Annotated in this window: 26 protein-coding genes and 1 pseudogene; 13 read left to right on the plus strand and 14 right to left on the minus strand. The window is 68.9% G+C overall.

What is annotated here, in order from left to right; all coding sequences use genetic code 11:
* Window positions 1–33 precede the first annotated feature (33 nt).
* Window positions 34–996, minus strand: a complete 963-nt coding sequence (locus OV287_RS03070) for a ketopantoate reductase family protein (RefSeq protein WP_267532461.1) — start codon at window positions 994–996, stop codon at window positions 34–36.
* A 189-nt stretch (window positions 997–1185) separates the two neighbouring features.
* Here OV287_RS03070 and OV287_RS03075 point away from each other — a divergent pair, with 189 nt between their 5' ends.
* The gene (locus OV287_RS03075) at window positions 1186–1494 is read left to right on the plus strand and encodes a hypothetical protein (protein ID WP_267532462.1); all 309 of its coding nucleotides are present in this window, start codon (window positions 1186–1188) and stop codon (window positions 1492–1494) included.
* Between the two features lie 54 nt (window positions 1495–1548).
* Here OV287_RS03075 and OV287_RS03080 read toward each other — a convergent pair whose 3' ends face one another.
* From OV287_RS03080 to OV287_RS56335, 4 genes and pseudogenes are all read right to left on the minus strand, one after another.
* Window positions 1549–2580: an ABC transporter substrate-binding protein gene (locus tag OV287_RS03080; protein ID WP_267532463.1), complete on the minus strand. Its 1032-nt coding sequence runs from the start codon at window positions 2578–2580 to the stop codon at window positions 1549–1551.
* Window positions 2581–2642: 62 nt separating this feature from the next.
* Complete coding sequence (locus OV287_RS03085) at window positions 2643–3377, minus strand: ABC transporter permease (protein WP_267542280.1); 735 nt, start codon at window positions 3375–3377, stop codon at window positions 2643–2645.
* A complete protein-coding gene (locus tag OV287_RS56330; protein WP_373371902.1) occupies window positions 3283–4233 on the minus strand; it encodes an ABC transporter ATP-binding protein in 951 nt (316 codons plus the stop codon). The genes OV287_RS03085 and OV287_RS56330 overlap by 95 nt, the downstream gene beginning before the upstream one ends.
* 177 nt (window positions 4234–4410) lie before the next feature.
* Window positions 4411–4968 (minus strand): annotated as a pseudogene (locus tag OV287_RS56335) (cysteine dioxygenase); the annotation flags it as partial.
* Window positions 4969–5245: 277 nt separating this feature from the next.
* Here OV287_RS56335 and OV287_RS03095 point away from each other — a divergent pair.
* From OV287_RS03095 to OV287_RS03105, 3 genes are all read left to right on the plus strand, one after another.
* Entirely contained in the window at window positions 5246–6181 is a 936-nt protein-coding gene (locus OV287_RS03095; protein WP_267532465.1) for a hypothetical protein, read from the plus strand.
* A gap of 169 nt (window positions 6182–6350) precedes the next feature.
* Window positions 6351–6872 (plus strand): RNA polymerase sigma factor, encoded by a 522-nt coding sequence (locus tag OV287_RS03100; RefSeq protein ID WP_267532466.1) that lies wholly within the window; start codon window positions 6351–6353, stop codon window positions 6870–6872.
* A 4-nt stretch (window positions 6873–6876) separates the two neighbouring features.
* Window positions 6877–7524: a cupin domain-containing protein gene (locus OV287_RS03105; RefSeq protein ID WP_267532467.1), complete on the plus strand. Its 648-nt coding sequence runs from the start codon at window positions 6877–6879 to the stop codon at window positions 7522–7524.
* Window positions 7525–7547: 23 nt separating this feature from the next.
* On the opposite strand, the gene OV287_RS03110 is transcribed toward OV287_RS03105, so the two are convergent.
* The 6 genes from OV287_RS03110 to OV287_RS03135 all read right to left on the minus strand — a co-directional run bounded on the left by OV287_RS03110 (window position 7548) and on the right by OV287_RS03135 (window position 14388).
* Window positions 7548–8099: a DUF2378 family protein gene (locus OV287_RS03110; protein ID WP_267532468.1), complete on the minus strand. Its 552-nt coding sequence runs from the start codon at window positions 8097–8099 to the stop codon at window positions 7548–7550.
* A 206-nt stretch (window positions 8100–8305) separates the two neighbouring features.
* Window positions 8306–8779, minus strand: a complete 474-nt coding sequence (locus tag OV287_RS03115; protein ID WP_267532469.1) for an ankyrin repeat domain-containing protein — start codon at window positions 8777–8779, stop codon at window positions 8306–8308.
* Between the two features lie 116 nt (window positions 8780–8895).
* The gene (locus tag OV287_RS03120; RefSeq protein ID WP_267532470.1) at window positions 8896–10323 is read right to left on the minus strand and encodes a hypothetical protein; all 1428 of its coding nucleotides are present in this window, start codon (window positions 10321–10323) and stop codon (window positions 8896–8898) included.
* 42 nt (window positions 10324–10365) lie between these two features.
* Window positions 10366–11391, minus strand: a complete 1026-nt coding sequence (locus tag OV287_RS03125) for a hypothetical protein (RefSeq protein ID WP_267532471.1) — start codon at window positions 11389–11391, stop codon at window positions 10366–10368.
* Between the two features lie 299 nt (window positions 11392–11690).
* On the minus strand, window positions 11691–13820 hold the full coding sequence (locus OV287_RS03130) for an ATP-binding protein (protein ID WP_267532472.1): 2130 nt from the start codon (window positions 13818–13820) through the stop codon (window positions 11691–11693).
* Window positions 13821–13893: 73 nt separating this feature from the next.
* Entirely contained in the window at window positions 13894–14388 is a 495-nt protein-coding gene (locus OV287_RS03135; RefSeq protein ID WP_267532473.1) for a YbhB/YbcL family Raf kinase inhibitor-like protein, read from the minus strand.
* Window positions 14389–14555: 167 nt separating this feature from the next.
* Here OV287_RS03135 and OV287_RS03140 point away from each other — a divergent pair, with 167 nt between their 5' ends.
* Window positions 14556–15344 carry an SAM-dependent methyltransferase gene (locus tag OV287_RS03140; protein ID WP_267532474.1) on the plus strand — a complete coding sequence of 263 codons (789 nt, stop codon included), beginning with the start codon at window positions 14556–14558 and terminating at the stop codon, window positions 15342–15344.
* A gap of 5 nt (window positions 15345–15349) precedes the next feature.
* On the opposite strand, the gene OV287_RS03145 is transcribed toward OV287_RS03140, so the two are convergent.
* Entirely contained in the window at window positions 15350–16318 is a 969-nt protein-coding gene (locus tag OV287_RS03145) for a CPBP family intramembrane glutamic endopeptidase (RefSeq protein ID WP_267532475.1), read from the minus strand.
* Between the two features lie 106 nt (window positions 16319–16424).
* On the opposite strand from OV287_RS03145, the gene OV287_RS03150 reads away from it, so the two are divergent.
* From OV287_RS03150 to ychF, 8 genes are all read left to right on the plus strand, one after another.
* Window positions 16425–17369, plus strand: coding sequence for a hypothetical protein (locus tag OV287_RS03150; protein WP_267532476.1), 945 nt, complete (start codon window positions 16425–16427; stop codon window positions 17367–17369).
* Window positions 17370–17374: 5 nt separating this feature from the next.
* A complete protein-coding gene (locus OV287_RS03155; RefSeq protein ID WP_267532477.1) occupies window positions 17375–18793 on the plus strand; it encodes a putative metal-binding motif-containing protein in 1419 nt (472 codons plus the stop codon).
* A 142-nt stretch (window positions 18794–18935) separates the two neighbouring features.
* Entirely contained in the window at window positions 18936–19199 is a 264-nt protein-coding gene (locus OV287_RS03160; protein ID WP_267542281.1) for an AtpZ/AtpI family protein, read from the plus strand.
* A complete protein-coding gene (locus OV287_RS03165; protein ID WP_267532478.1) occupies window positions 19196–19594 on the plus strand; it encodes a hypothetical protein in 399 nt (132 codons plus the stop codon). The genes OV287_RS03160 and OV287_RS03165 overlap by 4 nt, the downstream gene beginning before the upstream one ends.
* Window positions 19594–20646, plus strand: coding sequence for a F0F1 ATP synthase subunit A (gene atpB, locus OV287_RS03170; protein ID WP_267532479.1), 1053 nt, complete (start codon window positions 19594–19596; stop codon window positions 20644–20646). Before OV287_RS03165 ends, atpB begins: the two co-directional genes overlap by 1 nt.
* A 144-nt stretch (window positions 20647–20790) precedes the next feature.
* Entirely contained in the window at window positions 20791–21024 is a 234-nt protein-coding gene (locus tag OV287_RS03175) for an ATP synthase F0 subunit C (RefSeq protein ID WP_267532480.1), read from the plus strand.
* Window positions 21025–21149: 125 nt separating this feature from the next.
* Window positions 21150–21689, plus strand: a complete 540-nt coding sequence (atpF, locus tag OV287_RS03180; RefSeq protein ID WP_267532481.1) for a F0F1 ATP synthase subunit B — start codon at window positions 21150–21152, stop codon at window positions 21687–21689.
* Window positions 21690–21734: 45 nt separating this feature from the next.
* Window positions 21735–22844, plus strand: a complete 1110-nt coding sequence (gene ychF / locus OV287_RS03185) for a redox-regulated ATPase YchF (RefSeq protein ID WP_267532482.1) — start codon at window positions 21735–21737, stop codon at window positions 22842–22844.
* A 177-nt stretch (window positions 22845–23021) separates the two neighbouring features.
* On the opposite strand, the gene OV287_RS03190 is transcribed toward ychF, so the two are convergent.
* Together OV287_RS03190 and OV287_RS03195 are read right to left on the minus strand one after the other, a co-directional pair.
* Window positions 23022–23297, minus strand: a complete 276-nt coding sequence (locus OV287_RS03190; protein WP_267532483.1) for a hypothetical protein — start codon at window positions 23295–23297, stop codon at window positions 23022–23024.
* An 89-nt stretch (window positions 23298–23386) separates the two neighbouring features.
* On the minus strand, window positions 23387–24676 hold the full coding sequence (locus tag OV287_RS03195) for a citrate/2-methylcitrate synthase (RefSeq protein WP_267532484.1): 1290 nt from the start codon (window positions 24674–24676) through the stop codon (window positions 23387–23389).
* Between the last annotated feature and the right edge of the window lie 69 nt (window positions 24677–24745).

Below are 24745 nucleotides of genomic sequence, written 5' to 3' on the forward strand. Positions count from 1 at the left end.
ATTCATGCCCCATAGAAGCCGGCCACCGCGCCCTCAGCGGGAAGCGGCCTGGAGGTGCTCGATGGGCAACCCCGCGCTCCTTCCCAGGTCCACGTACGTCCGCATCATCGAGCGGGTCTGCTCTCCCACCTTGGTGAAGTGGACCTTCAGATAGGTCTCCAGGTCGAAGGGCGTGAGCTGGGCCGCCACGGGAAGCAGCAGCTTGAATAGCACGGGGCGCAGCAGTGGCAGTACGGTGGAGGCGCTCCCCTTCGTGTGCGAGGCCGCGACCTGGACCGCCTCGCGCGCGGCCCGGTGGACGTGCTCCAGCGAGTCGCGCTGGAGGAACCGCTCGAAGCTCCAGCCGGCTGCTTCCAATCCGTTCACGAAGACGGTGAGCACCGCCGAGGGAATCGCCACGTCGCGTACTACATCCGGGGTGGGCCGGGCTGGGTACCCGCCGGCCCTCAGCGTCCGGATGACTGGCTGGAGGCGCTCCGGGGGCCCGCTGAACAAGCCCCGGCTCATCGGAGGGAGCCAGAACGCCGTACCCGGCCTCGGAAGCCGCTCCCCTGGCTTCAGCGGCGCGTGGAAGCTGATGAAGGGAATCATGCCGGAGACGAGCCGCTCCGGCGCAATCCATTGCAGGAGCCACTCGCGGTCATCGAGCGCCGGCTGGAGCATGATCCAGGTGGCCTCGCCCGTGGCCCGCGCCAGCTCGCCCACCCAGTTCCCGGCCCGCAGCGCCGTCGAGGAGACGCAGAGCCAGACCTGATCCCACCGCCGTGCCGCAACCTCCTCGTTCGAGACCTGGACTCCGAAGCCGGAGAACGTCGTCGGCTCGGGGTCCTTTTCGAGGATGCCGAGCTCGTAGAGGGTGAACCCATGCCGCGCCTCGTCCGCGTACTTTTCCTTCACCAGGAAGGAGAGCTCGCAGCCGGCCGCCTGGAGATACTTTCCGAACACCTGGCCGACGGCTCCCGCACCGACCAGCAGCACCCGAGGGGTTTCGTTCATGGCGTGACTCCTACCACCTCCACCGGGGCGGCCGCCCCTCCATCGGCTGGGCCGGTCAGGCTGCTAGAATCCCCTGGCATCCATAAGGGAAGGTCCTCCTCGTGGGCGCAGGTGTCGCATTCCTTCAAGCGCCCCCGCGGCCCTCCTCCTATCTTTCACGCGGAAATCACGGAACGAGGTCTACGAGACATGTCGAGCAAGGGACCCGTCGGTGGAGCGCTCGCGATCGAAATCGAGATGCGCGCTGAGGCGGCCTCGAGCATCAGGGCCCTCGGACAGAGGATCGAGCGGCAGCTCTCCGAACTGCAGCAGCTCGGGCAGCAGGTGCGGGCCATGGCACCGAGCCCGGCGCGAAACAAGAAGCTCGCCGAGTACGAAGAGAAGCGGCTCGATGCCGAGTACCGCAAGTGGACGCTCATCGTGCAGCGCGAGGCGATGGGGCTCTACAACCACGACGATGTGGAGGAGATCTACCGCGTCCCGCCCAAGCTGAGCTGAGCGACCCGCTCGGCCATGCACCTACTGGCGCGGACCTGGGGCCAGCCTGTTTCATCAGGGGCTCGTGTCCTGCTGCGCTGGCTGACCCTGGGAGCCCATCACCTCGCGCAGGAGCGAGTCGTCCACCAGGCCCGACAGGTCAGAGCTGGGGATGAAGCCGAGCTGCCGTGCGTGCTCGGCCGCCTGCTGAAGCTGGCCCGGGTTTACCTCCAGGGCGGGCTCCAGCCGAGAGAAGGCGTCCTTGAGCACGGCCTCGGAGATGGGGTGCCCGGTTACCTTGCCGAAGGCGTCGTTGACGCGCGAGATGAAGGCCTCGGGCTGCTGCTGCCAACTGCGCGTGAGCTCCACGTGGGCGCGCAAGAGTTGTTTGATCTGCTCGGGCCGCTCCTTGAGCGTCTTCTGGGTGGTGACGAGTACCGTGGTGTGGAAGCGTCGCTCCGGCCACAGGTCGCGCTCGTCCAGGAGGATGTGGCCTCCGCCCTCGGCCACCATGCGCGCGCCCCACGGCTCGGGCACCCAGGCGCCTTCAATCTTTCCATTGATGAAGAGGCCGAGGATGTCCGGGTTGGATAGAGGGGTGACGGTGACGTCCTGCCCCACCTTCATCCCCTGCTGGCCCAGCCAGTATCGCAGCGCGATGTCCTGGGTGTTGCCGAGCTGAGGCGTGCCGAGCGTCTTGCCCTTGAGCTCCGCCGGAGTGCGCGCCGTCTTCGTCACCAGCACCGCGCCGTTGTCGGCCGCCGCGGCGATGATGCGCAACTCCCGCCCGCCCTTGAGGAAGGTATTGATGGCGGGCCCGGTGCCCACGTAGGACACGTCCAGCGAGCCGGAGCTGAGCGCCTCCATGGCCGCCGGTCCGGCGTTGAACATCTTCATCTCGATGCCGGGCACGGCCTTCTGGAAGGCGCCCGAGGCATTGCCCACCAGGGCCTGGCCGTGGGTGATGTTGGGGAAGAAGCCCATGCGCAGCGGGCGCTGCTCCTTCATGCCCTGTTTTGCCGAGCCCTCCCCCGCCTGCTCCTTCTTGCACCCGCTCGCCGCCAGACACAGGGCAGCGACCCCCACCACCAGCAATCCGAAACGCATATGCCGCCCAGGGTGGGGAGGGTCAGGACCCGCCGCACATGGACTGGGGTACGAGGCTTCTGTTAGCCCGGCACCAATCCCCAGCGGCGGCGCACGCGCAGCTCCACCGTCTGGAAGAGGAGGCGGTCGATGACGGTGCCCACGGCGATGATGCAGAGCATCACCGCCATCACCTGGGGAATCTCCATCAGCTCGCGGCCCATGGTGAGCAGCTGGCCCAGTCCGCCGGACACGTACAGCAGCTCGCCGGCCATGAGAGCCCTCCAGGCGAAGCTCCACCCCAGCTTGAGCCCGGTGACGATGCCGGGCAGCGCCGCGGGCAGCAGCACGCCTCCGTAGAAGCGCGCCCCGCGGATGCCGTACGTAGAAGACACGCGCAACAGCAGCGGGTCCACGCCCATGACGCCGTCCTCCACCGCGATGGCGATGGCCAGCACCGAGCCCATCACCACCACGAAGATGATGGACGTCTCGGTGAGGCCGAACCACAGCAGCGCCAGCGGCAGCCAGCAGATGGAGGGGAGTGCTTGCAGGCCCACCACCAACGGGCGCAGCAGCCGCCGCACGGGCTTTATCCGCCCCATGACAACGCCCAGCGGCACGCCGATGATCACGGACAGGCCATAGCCCTGGGCGAGCCGTCCCAGTGAGCGCGTGACGCCAGCCCACAGCCGGCCATCGCGCGCCATGGCGACGAGGCTCTCAGCGACTGCCTTCGGGCCCGGGAACAGGTGGTGCGGCCATGGGCCGAACCGGGCCAGCAGCGCCCAGACCGCCAGGAGTCCCGCGAGGAACAGCAGCTTCTGTCCCAGGTGCCACGCCTTCATGGTGTGTTCCTCGTTCTTCCCGGGCGCCCGGGCGGGTCCCGCTCATGGAATCGCTCTCGCGGAGCATGGAGCGGATCTGCCGCGCCAGCCCCACCAGCTCCACGTCATCGGGGCCTCGCGGCATGGGCAGCCGCACCTCGAGGTCCCTCAGGATGCGGCCGGGCCGTGGTGCCATCACCACCACCCGGTTGGCCAGTACCAGCGCCTCCGTCACGTCATGGGTGACAAAGACAATCGTCTTGTGCGTCTCCAGCCACACCCGTTGCAGCAACTCGTGCATGTGCACGCGTGTCTGCGCGTCCAGCGAACCGAAGGGCTCGTCCATCAGCAGCACCGGTGAGTCCACCGCCAGCGCCCGGGCGAGCGCCGTGCGCATCTTCATCCCGCCCGACAGCTCGTGCGGCATCGCATCCTCGAAGCCCTCGAGCTGCACGTAGCGGATGAAGCGGCGTGCGCGCTCGGAGCGCTCGGCCCGGGACATGCCCCGGGCGGAGAGCACGAACTCAATGTTTTGCCGCACGGACAGCCAGGGGAAGAGCGCCGCATCCTGGAACATCAGCAGCCGGTCCGGCCCCGGCCCGGCGATGGGTTTGCCGTCGATGCGCACCTGCCCGCCGGTGGGGGAGATTTGTCCCGCCAGCGCGTACAGCAGGGTGGACTTGCCACAGCCCGAGGGCCCCAGCAGGCACACGAACTCGCCGGAGCGGATGTTGAGATTGACGTCCTGGAGCGCCACCACCTTGTTGGCGTAGCGGTGCTCCACGCGCTTGACGGCAATCTTCGCCGAGTCCTCGCCCACCCGGGCGGGGACGAGGGTCTCCTTCACTGTTTCCTTCACCTCCTGCACGCGCCGGAAGAGTGAGCGCCAGAGGCGGGCGAGCCGTCCGGGGCTCAGCCTGGCCGTGGGGGGAGGAGAGCGCGAAGAGGTCGGGTCGGCGAGGCGCATCACACGGTCGTAATGAAGTTTGCGCAGTTCGCAACTGGAGCGGCGCGGGTCATAGGTGAGGCATTGGTCGATGGGGCGGGAATACACGTGCAGGGAGATGGCGAAGCCGCTGCGCGCGCCGGTGCGCACCGAGTGCAATTCCATCTCGGGGTTGCGGTGGTCCATGGCGCCGGGCAACAGCGTGCGGCGAGGGCCCATGCGCTCGACGAGCGCGTAGCCGGGCTCCTGGCCGCCTGCTACCAGCCGGTAGTCAGAGACCTCCAGCTCGCCCGCAACGGTCATCAGGAAACACTCCTGGCCGTCGTGCCCGTGGATGGGCGCGCGTGCACCTCGGCCCCAGCCCAGCACGAGCACCTCGAGGTCCTCGTCCCGGTACACCAGGGTGCGGGTGTAGCGGCCCTCGCGCAGCAAGGCGAACGGCTCCACCGCACGCCGATGGAGCTGGCCCTGCCGGAGGACCTCCTCGATGGCCTGGATACCGCCCCGGGCATGGGCTTCCCGGAGTCGCAGGATGAACTGCCTCAAGGAGAGGGCGCGGGGAGGGACGAAGGTATCGGGCTCAGGTGCGAGAGCAGCGTCCATCGCCTGCCATCCGGTCGGTGGGCTGCGTTCCATTGTCGCTCTCCTTCCGCCCTTCAATCGGACCTCAGGGCGGGTGAGGCCCGATGAAGGTGGGGATGACACCTCGCGCAGCCAAGGTGGGGCGGGCCGCCGGAGGGGGGCTCGGCTCAGACCTGGGGGCAGGGCGATTGCCTGCTCGGCGCTATTTCCCACCCCGTGAGAATCCGTCAGATCCAGACTCCCCCCGGAAAATGAGGGGGGTAAGCAACTTCCACACGGGTCCGTGGGAGAATGGATCAACGGATTTCACACAGATTCATTAGGAGCCCCCATGACCTCCATTGATCGTAATCGCAGCGCCGTGGCCCCGACGGGCCGCCAGACCGTCGAGAAGGCCCAGCAGCCCGTGGCCACGCCGGTGAACACCGTGAAGGCGGACGGCGCCAAGGTGGCGAAGAAGGCTGGGGACGGCTTCGAGACGGGTCCGGCGCGCCAGGTGTCGGCGAACCTGCTGGGTGGCAGCAAGCCGAAGGACAAGGTGTATGACGGTCAGTTCGTGGGCGCTGGCGGCCAGACCTTCCCGCCCGGCACGCCCCTGAAGGACATCCCGGGCGTCACCCCGCGCAACAACCCCAACCCGGACAAGACGATCATCTACGTCAACGGCATCCTGACGCCCAAGGAGTCGCAGTCCAGCGACCTCCAGGCCATCGCCGACAAGACGAACGCCAAGGCCATCGGCATCCACAACTCCACCGAGGGTGTCATCTCCGACCTGGCCCAGTGCGTGAAGGACAAGCTGGACAAGGGCACCAACCCCGCCGTGGACACGCTGGCGGACACCCTCTACTCGGAGCTGAAGGCTGGCCGGGACGTGCAGCTGATGGGCTACAGCCAGGGCGGTCTCATCACCGCGCGCGCCCTCTTCGACGTCGAGCGCCGGCTGCGCATCGAAGATGGGATGTCCAAGGGGGATGTCCAGAAGCTGATGGGCAAGCTGAGCGTCGAGACCTTCGGCGCGGCGTCCACCAAGTACCCGGACGGCCCCCAGTACGTGCACTACATCAACAACCGCGACGTGGTGCCCACCCTCACGGGCCTCGGCGGCAGCGTGGATCCGCTCAAGTTCCTCAAGGACGCGGGCGCGGGCGCGGTGGTGCATCGCTTCGGCGATGGCGGCCTCAACCTCGCCAACAACCACAGCCTGCAGCACACGTACCTGAACCACCGCGTGCCCTTCGAGCAGGCGCGCGCCAACCAGTTCTAGCTCCGAGGCCAGGCCGTCGCTGACGGCTGGTCGTCCGACCCCCGGGGGAGGCGCTGACAGGCGACCTCCCCTTTTTCATGGGCTCATCCAAACCCACTCTTCTTGCGTATGCCCTCTGGATGAACCCGGGCGGCGCGCAGGGCGCGTGCGTCCGGAGGAGTGGGGAGCCATGGAGGAGGATGGGGCGCTGCTCGGCGCCATCGCCGGGGGCAGCAAAGCGGCCTTCCAGTCCTATTACGAGCGGCACGCAGGCCGGCTGCTGGGCTACGTGCTGCGCGTGACGAGGGACCGCACGCTCGCCGAGGATGTGGTGCAGGACGTCTTCACTGCCATCTGGCAGAAGGCCTCCAGCTACCGGGCCGAGCAAGGCACGCCCCTGGCGTGGATGTACATGATTGCCCGCAACAAGCTGGTGGACCGCTGGCGACGCCGGGTACCCGGCTCGGAGCCCTCGGCCTTCGAGGAAGAGCGTCCGGTGCTGGCGCTCGTCCAGGCAGACCCCGAGCTGTCCATGAGTCTGGAGCGGGCCTTGGGAGTCCTTAGCCCAGAGCAGCGCCAGGCGGTCGAGCTGGCGGTGCTGGGTGGCTACACGCACGAGGAGGCCGCGACGGAGCTCTCGGTCCCGCTGGGCACCCTCAAGTCTCGCATCCGCATGGCCCTGCTGCACATGCGCGCCCTGCTGACGGAGTGAAGCGATGAAGCCCGTGAACCATCCCCCTTCTGAGCGGTTGCTAGCCTACGCCACGGGCACCGCGGACGTGCCCCTGCGCCTCCTGCTGGAGACGCACCTGTCCTTCTGTCCCGATTGCGGGCGCGAGCTGGGGCGTCTCGCAGAGCCCGGAGGCACGGTGCTCGAGGCCATGCCCGAGGCACCCGTGCCCTCTGCGCTCTTCGACCGCATCTGGGCGGAGGCCTCCCAGCATGAGCCCCCGCGGCCGGTGGAGGGAGTGCCGCTGCCGCCGTCGGTGCTGGCGGAGCTGCCGCCTCCGGAGCGCTGGAACTGGCACTCGGTGTTGGGCAGCGGCAGCCGGACGGCGCGCCTGGTGAGGGAAGCGCCAGGCGGGTGTGGGCTCTTCCTGGTGCAAATTCAGCCGGGGGCCCGCTTCCCGAGGCACGCGCATCAGGGCGGCGAAGAGGGAATGGTGCTGGCCGGTGGCGTTTGGGACCGGGGGCGCTTCCTAGAGGCGGGCGACTGGAACAGCGCGCCTGCGGGCTCCACACACGAGCTCATCGCGGACCCGAAGGAGGGCTGCTGGGCGCTGGTGCGCGAGGAGTGCGAGGACGTGCGGCTGTCGGGCTGGAGGGGCGTGCTGCAGCGGGCCGCCTCACTCCTGTCTCACTGAGCACCCCACCGAGCGCCTCGGCCTCAGTGCCACTCGACGCGGTAGGTGCAGCCACTGCCCTCCGCGCGCACGTGGTGGACATGGGGCTCGCGGGCTCCGGAGGCTCCGAGCGCGGCCTCGATGATGCCCTGGTAGTACGAGGGCATGCCGAGCGTCTCGTTGATGTGGACCTCGTACGCGGTGGGCGCCAGCTCGGTGAGCTGCATCTGCACGTAGTTGTCGGCGTTGCGGAAGTTGTGGTTCATCCGCATCAGCAAGCGGCGGGGCCCAAGGGCGCGGCCGAGCGCGAGCATGCCGCGGCCGAGCACCGTCTCGCTGACGTCGGTGACCATCTTCTGGCCGAGCCGGCGGTAGGCCTCCTCGAGGTGCAGGTCGGGGAAGAGGTCTCGCACGACGATGTCGAGGGAGGGGCGCCAGACGGACGCCGGGTAGAAGGGGAGGGGTTGCCGGTCGACGTGGAGGCCCATGCGTCCGAGGGCACTCCGGGCCGCGGTGGAGAGTCTTCCGTGCAGGGCAATCTGGAAGATGCCGTGGAAGGTGTTCCCGAACACCACCCGCTCATCCATCATCATCATGCATGTCCCCCGGTTGCGAGAGCCCCTACAGGCGGGGCTGCGTAGCACCCTGCGACCCACAGGGCCGCACCGAACAGCACCCATGGTGACACGGAAGGATGTGACACGCCTGAAACCGGCCGGCGGGGATGTTGAGCGGTGAGCGAAAGGGGCGCTCAAAACCAGACACTGAGGCCCGATTTCGCGAAAAACCTGTGGCGGGAGGCTCAGGGCTTCTTGGAGTTCTTCTCAGCGCGGTGCAGGCGCTCGAGGCGCTCGGCGGGGTTGTCGTCGCCGAGCTTGCTGGAGACATAGGCGCTGGCGGAGGCGAGCTTGCGGCGGAAGTCGTCGGGGGGCTCGGGCTGGGAGCGGGGGAGGTTGAAGAAGTCAGTGCCCACCTGGAGGAGCGTGCGGGCCATGGCCTGGTCATCCTCGGAGGCGTGGGGGTAGAGGAACGAGGCGACGCGACCGTGACCATGGGCGGCGGCCTTGATGAGGGCGGACTCGCTCATGCGATCGGAGAGGGAGGGGTCGGCACCGGCGGCGAGCAGGGTGCGGACGAGCGCCTCGTGACCCATCTCCGCGGCGATGATGAGAGGGGTACGGCCATCGGAGTCGAAGGGATTGGGGTCGGCGCCACCGGCGAGCAGCGCTTCCACGCGGGCCAGGTCACCGGCCGCCACGGCATCGAAGAGGGACATGGAGAGAGCATGGCGCGTTCCCCCTGCCCACGCCACCGTGGCCGCCCGCTCCCTCTCTCCCTCTCCCTCTGGGAGAGGGTCGGGGTGAGGGTATCTGCCCCAGAGTTCCCTCCGTGTTACCGCCCGGGGTTTCTCGGGCGCCCGTTGAGAGTCCCCCCTGCGGGAGCGACGTTGCCGGAGGGCTTCTGGGAGGCGTCTACCTTGAGGTCGGCGAACTTCCCCTCGCGCTCGAGGCGGAAGATGTCCTCATCGGTGACGAACTCCTGCTTCAGCAACTCGCGGGCGCGTTTGACCTTGGCGAGCAGGACAGGGTTGGTGATGGGGCTGCTGTTCTCCTTGGTGGGCCGGGGAGGCGGGCGCATGACGGAGAAGGTGCCGCGAGCGGGATGGCCGTCGGCGCTGAGGCCCTCCAGGGCGTAAGTCATCGCGAAGATGTCGGGCTCGGCCTTGGTGTCGAAAGTCACCTTCACCTCGGTGCCCTTGCCTTCTGGAACCTCGCTCACGGGGAGGGAAGCCACGTCCGCCTGCTCGGGAGGAGGAGGGCCCTCGTCGCTGCCGCGGAAGGAGCGGATGACCTTCACCTGGGTGATTCGCACGGGTCCGCGGAAGCGGTGGTAGAGGCGGAAGGTCTGCCGCACCACGCCGTCCGGGTCGAGCACGGGGAAGCGGGGCGTGCCCACTGCGAGCAGGGTGACGATGCCCTTCTTGTCGAAGTTCTCGAAGGAGGTGTTGAGCACCTGGAGCGAGGAGCGGCCGGTCTCCTTGCGGCCGGAGGCGTCGAAGGCGTCCACGCGGATGAGGTGCTGGGTGTACATGCCGCTGGCGCCCGTGCTGCTCAGCATGGAGTGCGAGACGATGGGGCCGGAAGTCGTCACGGGGGCTTCGTCGTCGAAGGTCCACACGTAGCGCACGGGGACGAAGGGCTTGGGAGCGGGCTGTCCGGACCGAGCGGGCCGCTCCATCAGCTTGGCGAAGAACTCGAAGTCGTCCTCGGAGTTGGGCTGCCGCCGCGACATCACATGGATGAGCCGCTCGGGCTCGCACTCCTTCACCTTGAAAGGAGGGATGGGGACGGTGACGGCGACGTTGTTCTTGGTGAAGACGGTGACGCGCGGAATCTCGAACGAGCCGTCCGCGTCGTTGCGCCAGACGCGGATGGGGACGCGCTGGCCGGTGCCGTCGCCCACGGTGTAGTGCAGGTACGCGTCGTTGCCATCCGGGGTGTGGGCGCGCACGGAGATGAGGTTGTCCTCACCCGAGCACACCTCCTGTTTCTCCACGAGCACCTCATCCACGATGGGTGGCGCGGGCTCGGCGGTGGTGGGCGGCTCGGCCTCGGGAGACTTCGGCGCGGCGGCGAGCGCGGGGGAGGGCGCTTCCTCCTGTGCGGCAGGCGTACGCGTCTGGGCCTGGCTCGCGGGGGCCTCCGGTGCTGACTGTTGCTGGGAGAGGAGCCAACCCACCACACCCCCGAGGGCGAGGAGTGCGAGCAGCAGCACCCATCGCCAGGGCCGCTGGGAACGGTTCTCGGGGGTCGAGCTCATCGAGGGGGGGCTCCTCTCCAGGTGGAGGTGATGCGGGAGGGTTTACTGCCAGCAGCCGTAGACGTTGCCGCCCGAGTTCCACTGAACCTGGTGCGAGTAGTCCGGGCCCCAGATGGTGTTGTTGATGGGGTGGACGCCCCAGCCTCCGACGCGGTCCGGGCTGATGGAGGCGGCGGTGGCGTTGGGATCATCGCGCACGCTCTTCCAGTAGCGGCCATCGGCGGTGTCGCACATGTTGGCGGACATGCAGTTGGCCACCTGGTTGCCGGCGTTGCCGCACACGTTGGAGAAGGGGCAGGCCACGGTGAGCGCCGCGTTGACGAACCAGCCCAGCGACGCTTTGCACTCGTTGTAGACGCCCGTGTAGAGCGAGTTGGAGGCGTTGGCGATCTGCGCGTGCGAGTAGTAGTGCGGCGTCACCACACCCCGGCCCGCGTAGTTGTGCGCATAGGCCATGAAGGTGGAGCACACCATGCCGCCGTTCACCGCATCGCCGGGAATCTGGTGGGTGGACTGCAAGTCCCGGTACTGGAAGAGCGAGTAGTTGACGCGGGCGCCGTTGCGCACCGGCCGGTCGAGGTACTGGCCGGAGTCGTGCTTGGAGACGTCGGTGACGTACGCGTGGTTGTACCAGATGGAGTCGCCAATCAGCGCCGCCTGGGTGGGGTCTCCCTGCTGCCAGCCCATCCACTCGGGGCCAGTGCCATCGCCGTACAGCGACATGTAGATGCCGCCCTGGTTGATCTGCTCCAGGCCCGGGTAGCCGTAGCGCAGATCGAAACCGTTGATGGGCTTGCTACACACGCCGGGCCAGTCGGTCTGGGTGGGGGTGGCCAGGGTGGCATGCGAGACGGTGGAGCCGGGGCCATGCGAGAGCATCGAGTGTGTGCGGTACTCACCCACGGCATCCAACACATCGCGGATGGGGCCATTGCTGCGGTCGAACACCACGGCGCCGTTGGGCGCGTTCCAACCGGCGGACGTCGAGCCACACTCCCCCTCGGCATGGGCGGCTCCCGCCAGCACCAGCGCGGACACTGCGACACTCCCTACGAGCAGACGACGCATCACGACACCTCCCGGGATACGGGATGGGGCTCGGTGGGCGGTCCGGCTCCTCGAATCACTCCACCCAGGCGGCGATAGGGTGCCGGCCACACGAGCGACGGAACGGTACCTGGGGATTCGGTCTTTCTACTCCGCCCGATGCGTAATGGCCAGGGAGCGACGGAAGAATTCCTTGACAAGGGATTGAAAGTCATTTCGCCCTTGCCAAAGAGCGTGCGGTACCCGACACCCGAAGCCAGCTCGGACAGCGGGCAAGAGAGCGAGCCCTCTTCTCCTTCTCCCCCCGTTCTCGCCTCGTGTTACCCGGCCTGGGCTTCCACTTGGGGAAGCAGCGGCAGCACGAGCCGGAAGGTGGTGCCGCCGCCGGGGGGCGACTCGATGAGGATGTGGCCGCCGTGGGCATCCAGGGTGCGCTGGACGATGGCGAGCCCCAGGCCGGTGCCGGTGGCCTTGGTGGTGAAGAAGGGTTTGAAGAGGCGCTCGCGCAGCTCGGGGGGGATGCCGGAGCCGGTGTCGGTGAACTCCACGATGGCGCCGGGGGACTCGGAGCAGCGGTGCGCGGTGACGCGCAGCGTGCCGCCCTGAGGCATGGCCTGCACCGCGTTGAGGGCGAGGTTGAGGAAGGCCTGGCGCATCATCCGCTCGTCCACGGGAACGGGCGGCACGTCCGGCTGCAGGGCCCACTCCACGCGGATGCGAGACTGGCCGCTCGTCGCGGTGCGCACAGCCTCCTCGAGCAGGCGCGACAGCGGGACAGGGTAGAGCTCGGGCGCCGGGGGACGCGCGAAGTCGAGCAGATCATCCACCAGCCGGTTGAGACGGTTGGCCTCCTCCTCGAGGATGGTGACGAGGGTATTGGAGGGCGCGGCGGGCTCGACGAAGCGGCGCAGGGTGGCCAGGGCGTTGAAGATGGCGCCCAGGGGGTTGCGCACCTCGTGAGCCACCACGGCGGACAGCTCGCCGAGCGCGGCCAGCCGCTCGTGCTCTACCAGTTGCCGCTGGGCGTGCTTGAGCTCCGCGTGGATGCGGGCGAGCTCCTCGGCGCGCCCGCGCACCTGCTGGAGGAGCCGGTGGGACTCGATGGCGGCGGCGAAGTGCGAGCCCATGGCCTGGAGCGTCTCCTGCTCCATGAGGGACAGGAGGCGGTGCTGGGAGAAGGTGATGGCGAGCGTGCCCACCATGCGCGAGCGCACCTGCAGGGGCACCATGGCCACGGTGGCGCGGCCATGACGCCGCAAGTGCTCGCGCATGGGCTCGGAGAAGTCATCCGCCTGCAGCACCATGGGCATGCCCAGCTCGATGACCTTGCCGGACATGGTGCCGCGCATGGGCAGCCGGCGGAAGGGCTGCACCGACTCCTCGGTGGCTCCCTGGGACCAGACGAGCTCCAGCTCGTCGCCCTTTTCGTTGCGCAGCAGCACGAGCACCGTGGTGCAGTGCAGCAGCCCGATGATCTCCTCGGTGCCCGGCCCGAAGAAGGCGCGCGGCTCCGCGGCGGTGGCGGCCACCGCGGCCAGGCAGTTGAGCGCGGTGAGCGCGGTGTTGTGCGTGGACAGGCGGGAGATGGTGCGTGCGGCCTCCAGGGCGGCGGACACCTGCGCGGCGAAGAGGTGCAGTGAGGGCAGCTCCTCCTCGCTCAGCCAGTCCGCGGCCAGCGCCAGCAGGGCCCGGGGCCTGCCCTCCTGGTCGATGCGGACGCAGACGGCACGCAGGGGCCCCACGCGCCGCAGGTGGGTGCGCACCGGCTCGGCCCAGTCCGGGCCCACGAACTGGGCCGTCTCCCAAGCGAAGTCCTCGCCGTGGGCGGAGCCTTCCGTCCAGGCCTGCCGCAGCATGGGAGTCCAGGTGCCCGGCACATCCACCAGGTGCTGGCCGGTGAGGCGCGCCTCGCCCGCGGCGGTGCCGGTGGCCACGAAGGCATGGCCCAGCCACACCCGCTCTCCGTCCGGCACGAGGTAGCCATAGGACAGCTCCAGCTCGGCCAGGCCCTCGAAGACGCGGCGCAGCACCTCCTCCTCGTCATGGAGGCCAGGCAGCGACGCGCCGAGCGAGGCCACTCGCTGGAGGATCTGGCGGTGCACCACGCGGCCGGAGCGGTCGCGGATCATCACCCACGTCTCCGGCTCTTTCATGGAGATGGACAGCTCCACGCGTCGCTCGCCCCGGGAGGAGCGGATGACCGTTTCGTACGTGTCCGGGACGGGCTCACCTCGCAGCCGGCGCGCATGCCGCTCGGCGAGGAAGGGCTGCTGTTGCGGGGAGAAGAGCTCGAAGAGCCTGCCGACTACCTCTTCACGGGGAAAGCCGAGCAACTCGAGCAGCGCCGTGTTGGCGTAGACGATGCGGCTGTCACGGACGACGGCCAGGGCGAATGGCAGCGTCTCCAAGTGCTGGTACGGGGCCCCCCCCGCTCCGTCGGGCGTCGTCACGGGGGTCTACGATGGCATTGCGGACCGGTTGGGGGGAAGCAGGCCCGGGTGTTTTCCGGGCCTGGCTGGCGCGTCAGTGCTGGGGGTGATGGACCTTCTCGTAGGTGCCGATCAGCTCCGTCTGGGCGAGGATGTGGCCCTCCATGGCGCGCTCGAGCTGCTTCCAGGTGGCGTGCCCCATGTCTGGCAGCACGGTGTCCAGAGCGAAGACACGGTAGAAGTAGCGGTGGCGGCCGACGGGAGGACACGGGCCGCCGTAGCCCATCCGCTTCCAGTCGTTGAGGGCCTCTCGAGCGCCTGCGGGGAGGCTCTCCGGCAGCATGGACTCGGGGATGTCATGGATGTTGGGCGGCAGGTTGTAGAGCACCCAGTGCGTCCAGGTGGTCCGAGGGTTGGCCGGATCCGGTGCATCGGGGTCCTGCATCACGAGCGCGAAGCTGCGCGTACCCGGAGGCTCGCCTTCCCAGTGAAGGGGTGGGGGAAGGTCATCTCCCTCGCAGGTATAGGCGACGGGAATAGGTGTTCCCTCCTGGAAGCGGGGTGAGGTGAGTTGGAATGGAACGGGCATGCCGTGCTCCTCCGGCTCTGGGCTAGCGGTCCATGGTGCAAGCTGGGAACGGGGGAACCTCTTGGCGAGGAGGGCCCGGCGGGCGGGTACGGTGCCACTCATCCCCCGGGGCGCTGCGCTGGCCGTCTCCCCTGGAAGACCCCGAGCGCGCGTGTGAGCTTTGCCTCATGAGTCGGAATGTGAAGTTGGAGGAGCAAGTAGCGACCGCGCTGGAGGCCACTCCCGGGCAAATGCCCTTCCTGCCGGAGCTGCTGGCGGACCTGGACGAGCTGGGGACTGACGTGAACGACATCCTCGAGTTGTTGGAGCCCCAGGGATTGCCCGCGGGGGCGCGCGTGCTCGACCTGGGGTTCGGCAAGGGGACGGTGGGGATGGCGCTTGCCCGGGAGTTTGGTGTGCGGGTGCTGGGGGTGGATGGCTTCGCCCCATTCGTGGAGGAGGCGAGGAAGCGCGCGGTGGAGCGAGGGCTGTCGGAGCTGTGCGAGCTCCGCCAGGGAGACCTGCGCGATGCGGTGCAGGAGTTGAGCGGGATGGACGTGGTGATGCTGCTCGCCGTGGGGCCCGTGCTGGGGAACGCGGCGGAGACGGTGGGGGCGCTCCGGCGCTGCGTGCGGCCCGGTGGGTACATCCTCATCAACGACGGTTACGTGGCCGAGGGCGTGGCGGTGGACTCCTCGCCGGACTTGGAGGACTACGCGCACCTGGAGGAGACCCGGCGCCGGCTGCAGTCACATGGGGACCGGCTGGTGCGCGAGCTCCTGCCTTCCACGGAGGAGACGGACGCCTATAACGCGAGCAACACCGAGGCCATCCGCCGCCGGGCCGAGGCGATCGCCGCGCGCTACCCCGAGGCGGCAGCGCTGGTGCGTGAGTTCGTCGCGGAGCAGGAGCGCCAGAGCGAGTTGCTCACGACGGACCTGCTGGGTGCGCTCTGGCTGCTCCAGCGCGGCCCTTGAGTGGCCTACGCCTGGGCGGCGTGAGTGCCGTCGGGCGTGTCTCGGGGCTCATCGGGTAGGGGCACCGGGAGCTGTCGGGTGAGCACCAGCACGCCCACGAGCGCGGCGAGCAGCAGCCACCCGGGCCAGCCCGTGATGCCCACCAGGGCGGTGTCGGGCGGCTTGCCCTCGTAGCCGAGTACGAGGACGAGAGGGCCCAGCGCGTTGAGCGAGCCATGGGCGATGACAGCGGACCAGATGCTGCCGGTGGCCAGCCGCATCCATCCGAAGAGGATGCCGAGCAGCACGCACACGACGGTGAAGAAGAGGATGCCGAGCACGGGGTACTGGGGGTAGTTGTGGCCGAGCAGGATGAGGGGCGCGTGCCACAGGCCCCAGATGACGCCGCTGAGCACGAGTGCGCGCCATTGGCCGAGCGGCAGCAACCGGGGGAGCAGGTAGCCGCGCCAGCCCCACTCCTCGCCGAAGATGACGGGAGCGTTGAGGAGGGGGCCCATCAGCATGCCCTGCACCACCTGGAGGGCGAGCAGGACACCAGGCTCGGCGAGCTTTCCGAGCTTCGCCACGGTCTCGGGAGGCAACTGCGCGAGCAGGGCGCGCACGCCGGAGAGCCCGGTGAGGTCCATCTGCTGGGGGTAGATGAGGGCGGAGAGGAACAGGGCCCCGAGCACCACCGCTGGAGTGCCCAACCACGCCAGCAGGAAGAAGCGCAGCCAGCGTTGGCCGAGTCCCAGTCCCGTGTCCCGCTTGAGGGAGGGGAGGGGGGACAGCTTGCGGGCGACGACGAAGGTGGCCACGGTGGGGCCGAACATGGACAGGGCGGCGATGGCCCGGAACGCGAGGGGTGACTTCCCCGGCTCGGTGCCGAGACTCAGCACGATGCCGAGGACGCACAGCCAGGAGAAGCCGTAGGCGATGGCCACGAAGGCGGCGACGCCGCGAGTATCGACGCGGGAGGCGGGGGAGGTGTGCATGACGTGGGCTCCGTAGATATCGAAGCACAGCCCCTCCATCACCTCTCTCAGGGGATCTCGCCTCCAAGTGGGACCCCTCCAGTCACCTGCGCTACAGTGGCGCGCCGTGAAGCGGATCCTCTTCCTGTTCCTCCTCGTTTCCCTGCCCGCGGCGGCGGCGGAGCGGCTCGCGGTGCGGCTGCAGCATGGGGGCATGCTCGGTGCATCCGAGTCGCAGCGCGTGCTCGGCCTGACGGAGGAGCTCGCCCGCGAGCTGACGGGCCTCGAGCTCACCCAGGCGCCGGAGGGGCTGCTGTCGGGGCGCTGCGGTGCGCAGGACGCATGCCTGCGCGCGGTGGCGGCCGAGGTGAAGACGGAGCACGTGCTGGTGCTGGGGGTGGTACCCAAGCGTCAGGGCACGATGGACGTGGACGTGGCCTGGGTGGATACGGTGCGTGGAGGGGTGTCTCGACGCTCGGTGGGAGGCGTCCCGCCGGCGGCGTTCGCGAAGGAGCTGCGGCCGGCGGTGGCGGCGCTGGTGCCGGCCTTCGCGCGCAAAGGCTGGGGTGGCGTGGTGGCGCCGGGGACGGCCCGGCTGCGCGTGGACGGCCGGATGACCGAGCCGGGTGAGGTGGTTGCGCTGACGGCGGGGCCTCACGAGGTGGACCTGCTGCTGCCCTCGGGCGAGGCGTCCCTCGCCCGCGAGCGGATTGCCGAGGGCGTGCGCCTGCGGCTGGAGCTCCGGCCGGACTTCGTGCCCCAGGCGGGTGAGTCCCGGGCACCGAGGGGGAAGGGACTGCGCACGGCCTCCTACGTCACCTTCAGCGTGGGGGCGCTGGCGATCGCGGGCTCGCTGGTGGCGGGCGGGCTGTCCCGTGGAGCGCTGCGCGGGGTAGAGCCTTGCGTGGGGGCCCAGCGCGACTGCACCTCCTTTTCCTCGGCGAGCCCCGTCTATGAGCGGGCGGGCCGCTATGCGCGCACGGGCAACGTGCTGCTTGGTGCGGGCGTGGGCCTGGCCACGGTGGGCGCCGGCCTCTTCGTCTTCGATCTCCTCTCCTCCCCGTCCGAGTAGGGCCCATGCTTCCGATCGACCGTCTCGTCCGTTCTGCCCTCGTCACCCTGGGTGCTTGCGTCGTGCTGGCCGTCGCCTGCTACGAGGTGCCCGAGGTGCGCGACTACTACACCTGCAAGGAGGACGCGGAGTGCGGCGACGGCGGCTTCGTCTGCGACGACGGCGTGTGCTGCCGCGAGCAGGAGGACCCCATCTGCCTCGGCCGGGTGCGGGACGGCGGCACCTGCCTGGACGGTGGTCGGCCCCTGACTTTCTACGAGGACCTGGACGAGGACGGCTTCGGCAACCTCACCCGGCCCCTCTACCGCTGTGCCCCGCCCCTGTCGGTGCCGACGGCGACCAACGGCGAGGACTGCAACGACAACCCCACCGTGGGCGGCCGGCTCTTCTTCCCGGGGGCTCCCGAGCAGTGCGATGGCTTCGACAACAGCTGTGAGGGCGTCATCGATGAGGGGCTCGACGGCGGGCTCTACTACCTCGACGAGGACAACGACGGCTTCGGAGACCCCGCACGGACGGGGACGTTCTGCCAGCGGCCGATCGGCTGGGCGGACAACCGCAATGACTGCAGCCCCAATAACGGCGCCGTCTACCCGGGTGCCCTCGAGGTCTGCAACACCCTGGACGATGACTGCAATGGTGCGACGGACGACACCGCTCAGGTTGGGCTGGCGTGCACCGTCCCCAACAAGCTTGGGGTGTGCGCCCAGGGAGCCCGGGCCTGCGTCTCCGGCAAGGATGTCTGCAGCCAGGTGAATAACCCCGCGCCGCTCGACACGTGCAATTCGAAGGATGACGACTGCGATGGCACCACGGACGAGAAGCCGGACTGTGGCGGGCCCATCCGGTTCGCCGCGGACCCCTCGGTGGTGTTCGGCGCCCGGCACCTGGGCTCGGCCCTCCAGGGCGTGACGGGTGAGTGCCTCAAGGACAGCTCCCTCCCCAATGCCTCCCCTGCGGACACCGTGACGAATAATGATGTGTGGACGGGCTCGGGCTCTACCAGCCACGTCTTCTGGGTGGAGCGCGATGGCGGGACGTGGGACCTTTCGCGCCCATTGACCACACTCAAGCTCTTCGTCGACGTCGCCAGCGACGCGGGTACAGGGACGAACACGGATGGGGGGCTGAACCGCTGGTCGCAGCACCGGCAACCCGTGGTGCTGCTGTGCGGGCCGGGTGGCTTCCTCCGGCTGGTTCCCGCCTCTCCAATCCTCGACTCGGCCACGACCGAGCAGATCCGGAAGAACATCCCCCTGCCGCCTCTCACGGACGGGGGAGGGGAGTGGATCGTAGGAAGCAACAGCTCCCCGGATGTGCAGGGAGTGCTCCGCCAGGTGAAGCGGATAGAGCTACTCGTCCAACCCTACGGCGCGTCCGGCAGCTTCTCGGCCGACTTCCACGCGGACTTCGGCTTGCCCTAGGCATTCCCCCCCCTTCTAGATCGGAGCACTCCGGGAGCGTGGCGGTTGCGCGGCGCTCACCTTCAATGTTAAGCGGCGCCCGCGCGGAGGAACGGCGGGGTGGTCGGAAGGCAAACCCGTGGTTTTCCCGGGGGTTGTGGCGATGGTGGAGAAGGAGCCCCGGAAGGACTCGGACGGAAGCGAGCTGGGCGAGACGGCCCGGCAGATGCGGGCGGCGGAACCGTACATCGCCGCGGTGTGGAAGCTGGTGGGCGGGGCGGTGGTGGGGGTGCTGGGCGGGTACTACCTGGACAGGTGGCTGGGGACGGCTCCCTGGCTGTTGCTGGGGCTCAGTCTGGTGGGGATCTCCGTGGGCTTCTACGGGTTCCTCCGCGAGATGGCACGGTTGGGGAAACGGAAGCGGTGAGCAAGCACGGCGCAGAGGCCTTCCGGAACCATGCCGGACTGGCGGCGGGAGTGGTGGTGACGGCGCTGGCGCTGGCGGCCTTCCTTCCGAGGGAGGCGGAGTCCAGGAAGTCGGCCTTCATCGGGGTGGCGCTGGCGGCGGTGACGGGGGCGGTGGCCCTGGTGCTCAAGCGGCGGGCGGTGAGCCGGGACTTGAAGGCGGCGCTGTCGGTGGTGGGGGTGGTGTTTGGGCTCCGGGCCGTGGGAGTGGTGGTGGGGCTGCTGGCGGTGGTGCGAGCGGGGTTGGGGGCGGTGGCGTTCGTGGCGGGGTTCTTCGGGACCTACTTCGTGCTGCAGTGGATTGAAGTGAGCTACGTGATGGCCGCGTCCAAGGACGCGGCGGGCGGAGACGAGTGATGCGCAAGGCAATGGTTCTCTTCGTGGGGCTGGTGGCCAGCGTGGCCTTCGCCAGCGAGCCGGCGGAGGGCGAGAAGGAGGACGTGGCGGGCTACATCCTCCACCATGTCTCCGACACGGCGGAGTACGAGTTCGAGCTCCCTGGGCCCCTCTTCACTGGGCACAACCCCACCATCCACCTGCCGCGCATCGGCATCCCCCTTCGCGCGGGCGCCTCCTGCGAGCCCCGAGGCACGGGCCACGACGTGGTCATGCCCGGCTTGTCCGAGGGCTGCCTGGACCTCTCCATCACCAAGCACACGGTGATGATGTGGCTGGCGGCGGTGCTGCTCATCGGCTCGGTGCTGGCCTTCAGCAACCGGGACAAGACGAAGCTGGTGCCCCGTGGCACGGCGGCCAACCTCTTCGAGATGCTCGTGCTGTTCGTGCGTGACGAGCTGGCCATCAAGAACATCGGCAAGGAGGAGGGCCCGCGCTACACGCCCTACCTGCTGACGGCCTTCTTCTTCATCCTCTTCATGAACCTGCTGGGCATGTTCCCCTGGATGGCGAGCGCCACGGGCAACATCGCCGTCACGTGCGGCCTGGCCCTGTGCACCTTCGTCATCACGCAGGCCGCGGGCATCCGCGCCGCGGGCCTGGGCGGCTACCTGGCCCACCTGACCGGCGGCGTGCACTGGGCGCTGTGGCCCATCATGATTCCGGTGGAGCTCCTGGGTCTGTTCACCAAGCCCTTCGCGCTCACCATGCGTCTGTTCGCCAACATGCTGGCGGGCCACATCGTCATCTTCTTCCTGCTGGGCCTCATCTTCATGCTCGGCCACCCGGCGGTGGCGCTGGTGAGCGTGCCCTTCGCCATGGGCATCTACATGCTGGAGCTCTTCGTGGCCTTCGTGCAGGCCTACGTCTTCACCATGCTCTCGGCGCTCTTCATCGGCATGAGCGTGGCCATGGGTCACCACGGCCACGAGCACGCGGATGAGCACGGCCACGGCCACAAGGAGACGGGCCACAGCCACGACCATGGCAAGGCCCACGTGGTCGGCTCCTGAGGTTCCTCGAGTTAGCGGGGCCCTGGAGTCTGGGGCCCCGGTGAGTACCCGGCGATTCGAAAGGTCGCCGGAGGTCGTCCAAAAGGGCAGCAACGACCCCCCCACAAGTGGGTCCTCTCCTCTGAAGAAAGAAGAAGCACTCCCATGACCAACCTCGCTCTCGCCTTCCTCGCCGCTGGCCTCGGTGCCGGCCTCTCCATCATCGGCGCCGCCCTCGGCATCGGTAAGCTGGCCGCCGCCGCCATGGACGCCACGGGCCGTCAGCCGGCCGCCGGTGGTGACATCCGCACCACCATGATCATCGCCGCGGCCCTCATCGAAGGCGCCACGCTGTTCGCGCTGGTGGTGTGCATCCTGCTCGCCACGAAGGCTGCCTGATTCAGGCTGTCGTCGAGTAGGACCTTGGGTCCGGCGTTCGCTCGCATCCGCGGGAGGGCGCCGGCCCTTGCAGCATCAAGAAGCTCGCAGTTCGTAACCCTGACGCCGTACCTCCGAAGGCCGCCATGCTCCTGCCCTCCGTTCTCGCCGCCAGCAGCTTCGTCGAGGTCCGCCCGGGCCTCATCTTCTGGACCCTCGTCACCTTCATCATCGTTGCCGTCGTCCTGCGGGCCAAGGCGTGGGGCCCCATCCTGTCGCTGGTGGAGGAGCGCGAGAAGCAGATCGCCAGCTCCATCGAGGCGGCCAAGCGGGAGCGCGCCGAGGCCGAGAAGCTGCTCGGCGAGCAGAAGACGGCCATCGCCGAGGCCCGCCGTGACGCGCAGGAGATGCTCCGCCGCAACCAGCAGGAGGTGGAGAAGTTCCGCGAGGAGCTGATGGCCAAGAGCCGCAAGGAGGCCGACGAGTTCAAGGCGTCCGCTCAGCGCGAAATCGAGGAGCAGAAGTCCAAGGCCATCGCCGAGGTGAAGGCCATGGCGGTGGACCTGTCCATGGAAGTGGCCAGCAAGCTGCTCAACGAGCGCCTGGACGACAACAAGCACCGCGCTCTGGCCGAGCAGTTCGTGCAGGGCCTGCCGGTCAAGGGTACGACTCAGGGCCGGGCGTAGTCGTCCGGATTTCCGGGTCCGCCTTCCGCTGTTCAGGAATCCAATATGGCGCTTTCCATCGGCATCGTCGGTCTGCCAAACGTGGGCAAGTCCACCCTGTTCAACGCACTCTCGGCAGCGGGGGCCCAGGCGGCCAACTACCCGTTCTGCACCATCGAGCCCAACGTGGGCGTGGTGCCGGTGCCGGATGACCGGTTGGACAAGCTGACGGCCCTGGTGAAGCCGCTCAAGAAGATCCCCACCTCGCTCGAGTTCGTGGACATCGCCGGCCTGGTGCGTGGCGCCTCGAAGGGCGAGGGCCTGGGCAACCAGTTCCTGGGCAACATCCGGCAGGTGGACGCGGTGCTGCACGTGCTGCGCTGCTTCGTGGATGACAACGTCACCCACGTGGAGGGTGGCGTGGACCCGGTGCGAGACCGGGACGTGGTGGACACCGAGCTCTGCCTGAAGGACATGGAGACGGTGGAGAAGCGCCGCGAGCGCACGCAGAAGAACGCCAAGATGGGCGGCAAGGCGGGCGACGAGGCGAAGGCGGAGCTGGTGGTGCTGGACAAGGTGAAGGCGGGGCTGGACTCGGCCATCACCGTGCGCGCGCAGAAGCTGACGTCTGATGAGCGGGCGATGCTGCGCGACCTCTTCCTGCTGACGGACAAGCCGGTGCTGTACGTGGCGAACATCAGCGAGAAGCAGATTGGCAAGGAAGACTCGGACCCGATGGTGCAGCGGGTGCGGGAGATGGCGGCGAAGGAGAGCGCGGGGGTGGTGGTGCTGGCGGCGGCGATGGAGTCCGAAATCCAGCAGCTGCCCGAGGAGGAGCGTCCGGGCTTCCTGGAGAGCGCGGGGCTGACGGAGCCGGGCCTGCACAAGGTGGTGCGCGAGGGCTACAAGCTGCTGGGCCTGCAGACGTACTTCACGGTGGGCGAGCAGGAGTGCCGGGCGTGGACGATTCACAAGGGTGACAAGGCGCCGCAGGCGGCGGGCGTCATCCACACGGACTTCGAGCGCGGCTTCATCAAGGCCGAGGTGATGAGGTGGGAAGACCTCCTCAAGTTCGGCAGCGAGTCGGCGGTGAAGGAGAAGGGCCTGCTGCGCGTGGAAGGTAAGGAGTACGTGGTGCAGGACGGCGACTGCATGCACTTCCGCTTCAACGTGTAACCAGCAAGAGAACCACCCAGAAAGAGAACCACCCAGAGCAACATCCCCTCTCCCGCTGGGAGAGGGACGGGGTGAGGGTGTCGGGGACCAGGGGTTGCAACCCACTGTCCCCACTCGAGAGGGTGCCGAGAGGACCGAGAGGTCCCGGCGCCCTCTCTGCTTTGCGGGCCCTGGGACCTACGCGGGCCCGCGGAACGCGGTGTAGAGCCACATGGCGACGGCGAGCGCGGCGACGGCGGTGGAGAAGATGGCGGCGCGGCGGGAGCGGCCCTCGTCGGGGAACTTCCGGGCGCGCAGCCACATGCCGCCCACGCGGACAGCGACGAAGAAGGCGAGCAGGGCGGCGCCGATCCACATCCAGCCCGCGGGGCGGGTGACGGCCACGGCCCAGGCGCCGATGAAGGCGACGTTGCCGAGCAGGAGCAGCAGTTGGAGGCGGAGGAAGGGGCTCATGGGGTGCTCGGGTAAGGCGAGGCGGGAGCGGAGTCCAGCGCAATGTCATCCGCCGTGAGCCAGGTAACGGGTGGCGGGAGGGCATCACCTCAGGGCGCGGTGCCAGGTGCTCCCACGTAGCGGGCCCTCGGGCGCAGTACGTGTCCTTGCTCGCGCTGCTCCAGCACGTGAGCCACCCAGCCCGCCGCACGGCCTACCGCGAACAGCGCTGTCGCCGCTCCTGCTGGCAGTTCCAGTGCCGACGCCAGCGCCACCAGTCCGAAGTCCACCGTGGGCGCCGGGTGCCCCGCCTCGCGCATCGTCTCCTCCACCGCGCGCAGCATCCGGATGCCCGCCGTCTCGGGACGGAAGGCATACGCCGCCTCCAGCAGCGGAGGCGTGCGCGGGTCTCCCTCCGGGTACAGCTGGTGCCCGAAACCCGGCACCGACTCGCCCCGCCGTAGCCGCTCGTGCACCACCGTGCGCGCTCGCTCTGGCCTCCCCACCTCCTGCAGCAGCGCCTCGATGCGGTCGCACGAGCCACCGTGTCTCGGTCCCGAGAGCGCCGCCAGCGCTGCGCTCACGCACGCATACAGGTCCGCCCCCGAGGACGCCGCCACCCGCGCCGCGAAGGTGGACATGTTCAGCTCGTGGTCCGCGCACAGCACCAGCGCCCGGTCCAGCATCTCCGGCGCGCGCTTCGCCGTTGCTCCCCACGCCACCGCCAGCGAGGCCGCCACCGTCTCTTCCTTCAGCGCCCGGGCCACCCGTGCCGGCGCATGGGCCGCACACACCCAGGCCGAAAGGTGCCGCAACAGCCGGCGCCCCCGCAGCCGCTCCTGTTCCGCCGGGGCCGAGAAGCGCACCTCGTCCCAGGCGCCAAGCAGTGGCACCACCGTCAGCAGCACCGCCAACGGTGGCGAGCGCTTCGGCAACAGTTCCGCCACCGCCGAGGGCTGCACGGGCAGCTCCGGCGAGGGCCACCGCACCGGCTGTGTCGGCAACGTGCCCGTCCAGAGCAACTCCGCGACGTCCTCGAAGCTCCGTCCCTCCATCGCGAGCTGCACCGCCGGATGGCCCCGGTACGCCAGCCCCTCCGTGCCCACCTGGGACACCGCCGAGTCGATGACGGGCTCGCCCCAACGCAGCGCTCCTGCCGCCACTGCCGCGTGCCCTGCCCGCGCATCGTGCCGAGCCTTCAGCCGCTCGAGGTCCGCCCGGACGTACCGGTTCTCCTTCGTCCCCGGCTCCGGCACGCACCGCACCAGGCCCCGGCTCACATACGTGTAGAGCGTCGCCCGCTTCACCCCCAGTAGCGCCGCCGCCTCCGCCGCGGGCACCAGCTCCTCATGTCGACTGTCGAATCGAGGTTGAGCCCTGGGCTCCCGCGCTTTAACCATTCGTCATGTCTCCTGGCGCGCATTGTCGACTCGACTCGACGACACGTCGAGATGAGACATGAGGAGCAG

Source organism: Archangium lansingense, from assembly GCF_026626635.1.
Taxonomy (GTDB): domain Bacteria; phylum Myxococcota; class Myxococcia; order Myxococcales; family Myxococcaceae; genus Archangium; species Archangium lansingense.

Bases quoted from the DNA above. Each gene is read 5' to 3' on its own strand.
- OV287_RS03070 (WP_267532461.1), bottom strand. From the start codon at position 996: ATGAACGAAACCCCTCGGGTGCTGCTGGTCGGTGCGGGAGCCGTCGGC.
- OV287_RS03075 (WP_267532462.1), top strand. From the start codon at position 1,186: ATGTCGAGCAAGGGACCCGTCGGTGGAGCGCTCGCGATCGAAATCGAG.
- OV287_RS03080 (WP_267532463.1), bottom strand. From the start codon at position 2,580: ATGCGTTTCGGATTGCTGGTGGTGGGGGTCGCTGCCCTGTGTCTGGCG.
- OV287_RS03095 (WP_267532465.1), top strand. From the start codon at position 5,246: ATGACCTCCATTGATCGTAATCGCAGCGCCGTGGCCCCGACGGGCCGC.
- OV287_RS03100 (WP_267532466.1), top strand. From the start codon at position 6,351: ATGGAGGAGGATGGGGCGCTGCTCGGCGCCATCGCCGGGGGCAGCAAA.
- OV287_RS03105 (WP_267532467.1), top strand. From the start codon at position 6,877: ATGAAGCCCGTGAACCATCCCCCTTCTGAGCGGTTGCTAGCCTACGCC.
- OV287_RS03110 (WP_267532468.1), bottom strand. From the start codon at position 8,099: ATGATGATGATGGATGAGCGGGTGGTGTTCGGGAACACCTTCCACGGC.
- OV287_RS03115 (WP_267532469.1), bottom strand. From the start codon at position 8,779: ATGTCCCTCTTCGATGCCGTGGCGGCCGGTGACCTGGCCCGCGTGGAA.
- OV287_RS03120 (WP_267532470.1), bottom strand. From the start codon at position 10,323: ATGAGCTCGACCCCCGAGAACCGTTCCCAGCGGCCCTGGCGATGGGTG.
- OV287_RS03125 (WP_267532471.1), bottom strand. From the start codon at position 11,391: ATGCGTCGTCTGCTCGTAGGGAGTGTCGCAGTGTCCGCGCTGGTGCTG.
- OV287_RS03135 (WP_267532473.1), bottom strand. From the start codon at position 14,388: ATGCCCGTTCCATTCCAACTCACCTCACCCCGCTTCCAGGAGGGAACA.
- OV287_RS03140 (WP_267532474.1), top strand. From the start codon at position 14,556: ATGAGTCGGAATGTGAAGTTGGAGGAGCAAGTAGCGACCGCGCTGGAG.
- OV287_RS03145 (WP_267532475.1), bottom strand. From the start codon at position 16,318: ATGCACACCTCCCCCGCCTCCCGCGTCGATACTCGCGGCGTCGCCGCC.
- OV287_RS03155 (WP_267532477.1), top strand. From the start codon at position 17,375: ATGCTTCCGATCGACCGTCTCGTCCGTTCTGCCCTCGTCACCCTGGGT.
- OV287_RS03160 (WP_267542281.1), top strand. From the start codon at position 18,936: ATGGTGGAGAAGGAGCCCCGGAAGGACTCGGACGGAAGCGAGCTGGGC.
- atpB (WP_267532479.1), top strand. From the start codon at position 19,594: ATGCGCAAGGCAATGGTTCTCTTCGTGGGGCTGGTGGCCAGCGTGGCC.
- OV287_RS03175 (WP_267532480.1), top strand. From the start codon at position 20,791: ATGACCAACCTCGCTCTCGCCTTCCTCGCCGCTGGCCTCGGTGCCGGC.
- atpF (WP_267532481.1), top strand. From the start codon at position 21,150: ATGCTCCTGCCCTCCGTTCTCGCCGCCAGCAGCTTCGTCGAGGTCCGC.
- ychF (WP_267532482.1), top strand. From the start codon at position 21,735: ATGGCGCTTTCCATCGGCATCGTCGGTCTGCCAAACGTGGGCAAGTCC.
- OV287_RS03190 (WP_267532483.1), bottom strand. From the start codon at position 23,297: ATGAGCCCCTTCCTCCGCCTCCAACTGCTGCTCCTGCTCGGCAACGTC.
- OV287_RS03195 (WP_267532484.1), bottom strand. From the start codon at position 24,676: ATGGTTAAAGCGCGGGAGCCCAGGGCTCAACCTCGATTCGACAGTCGA.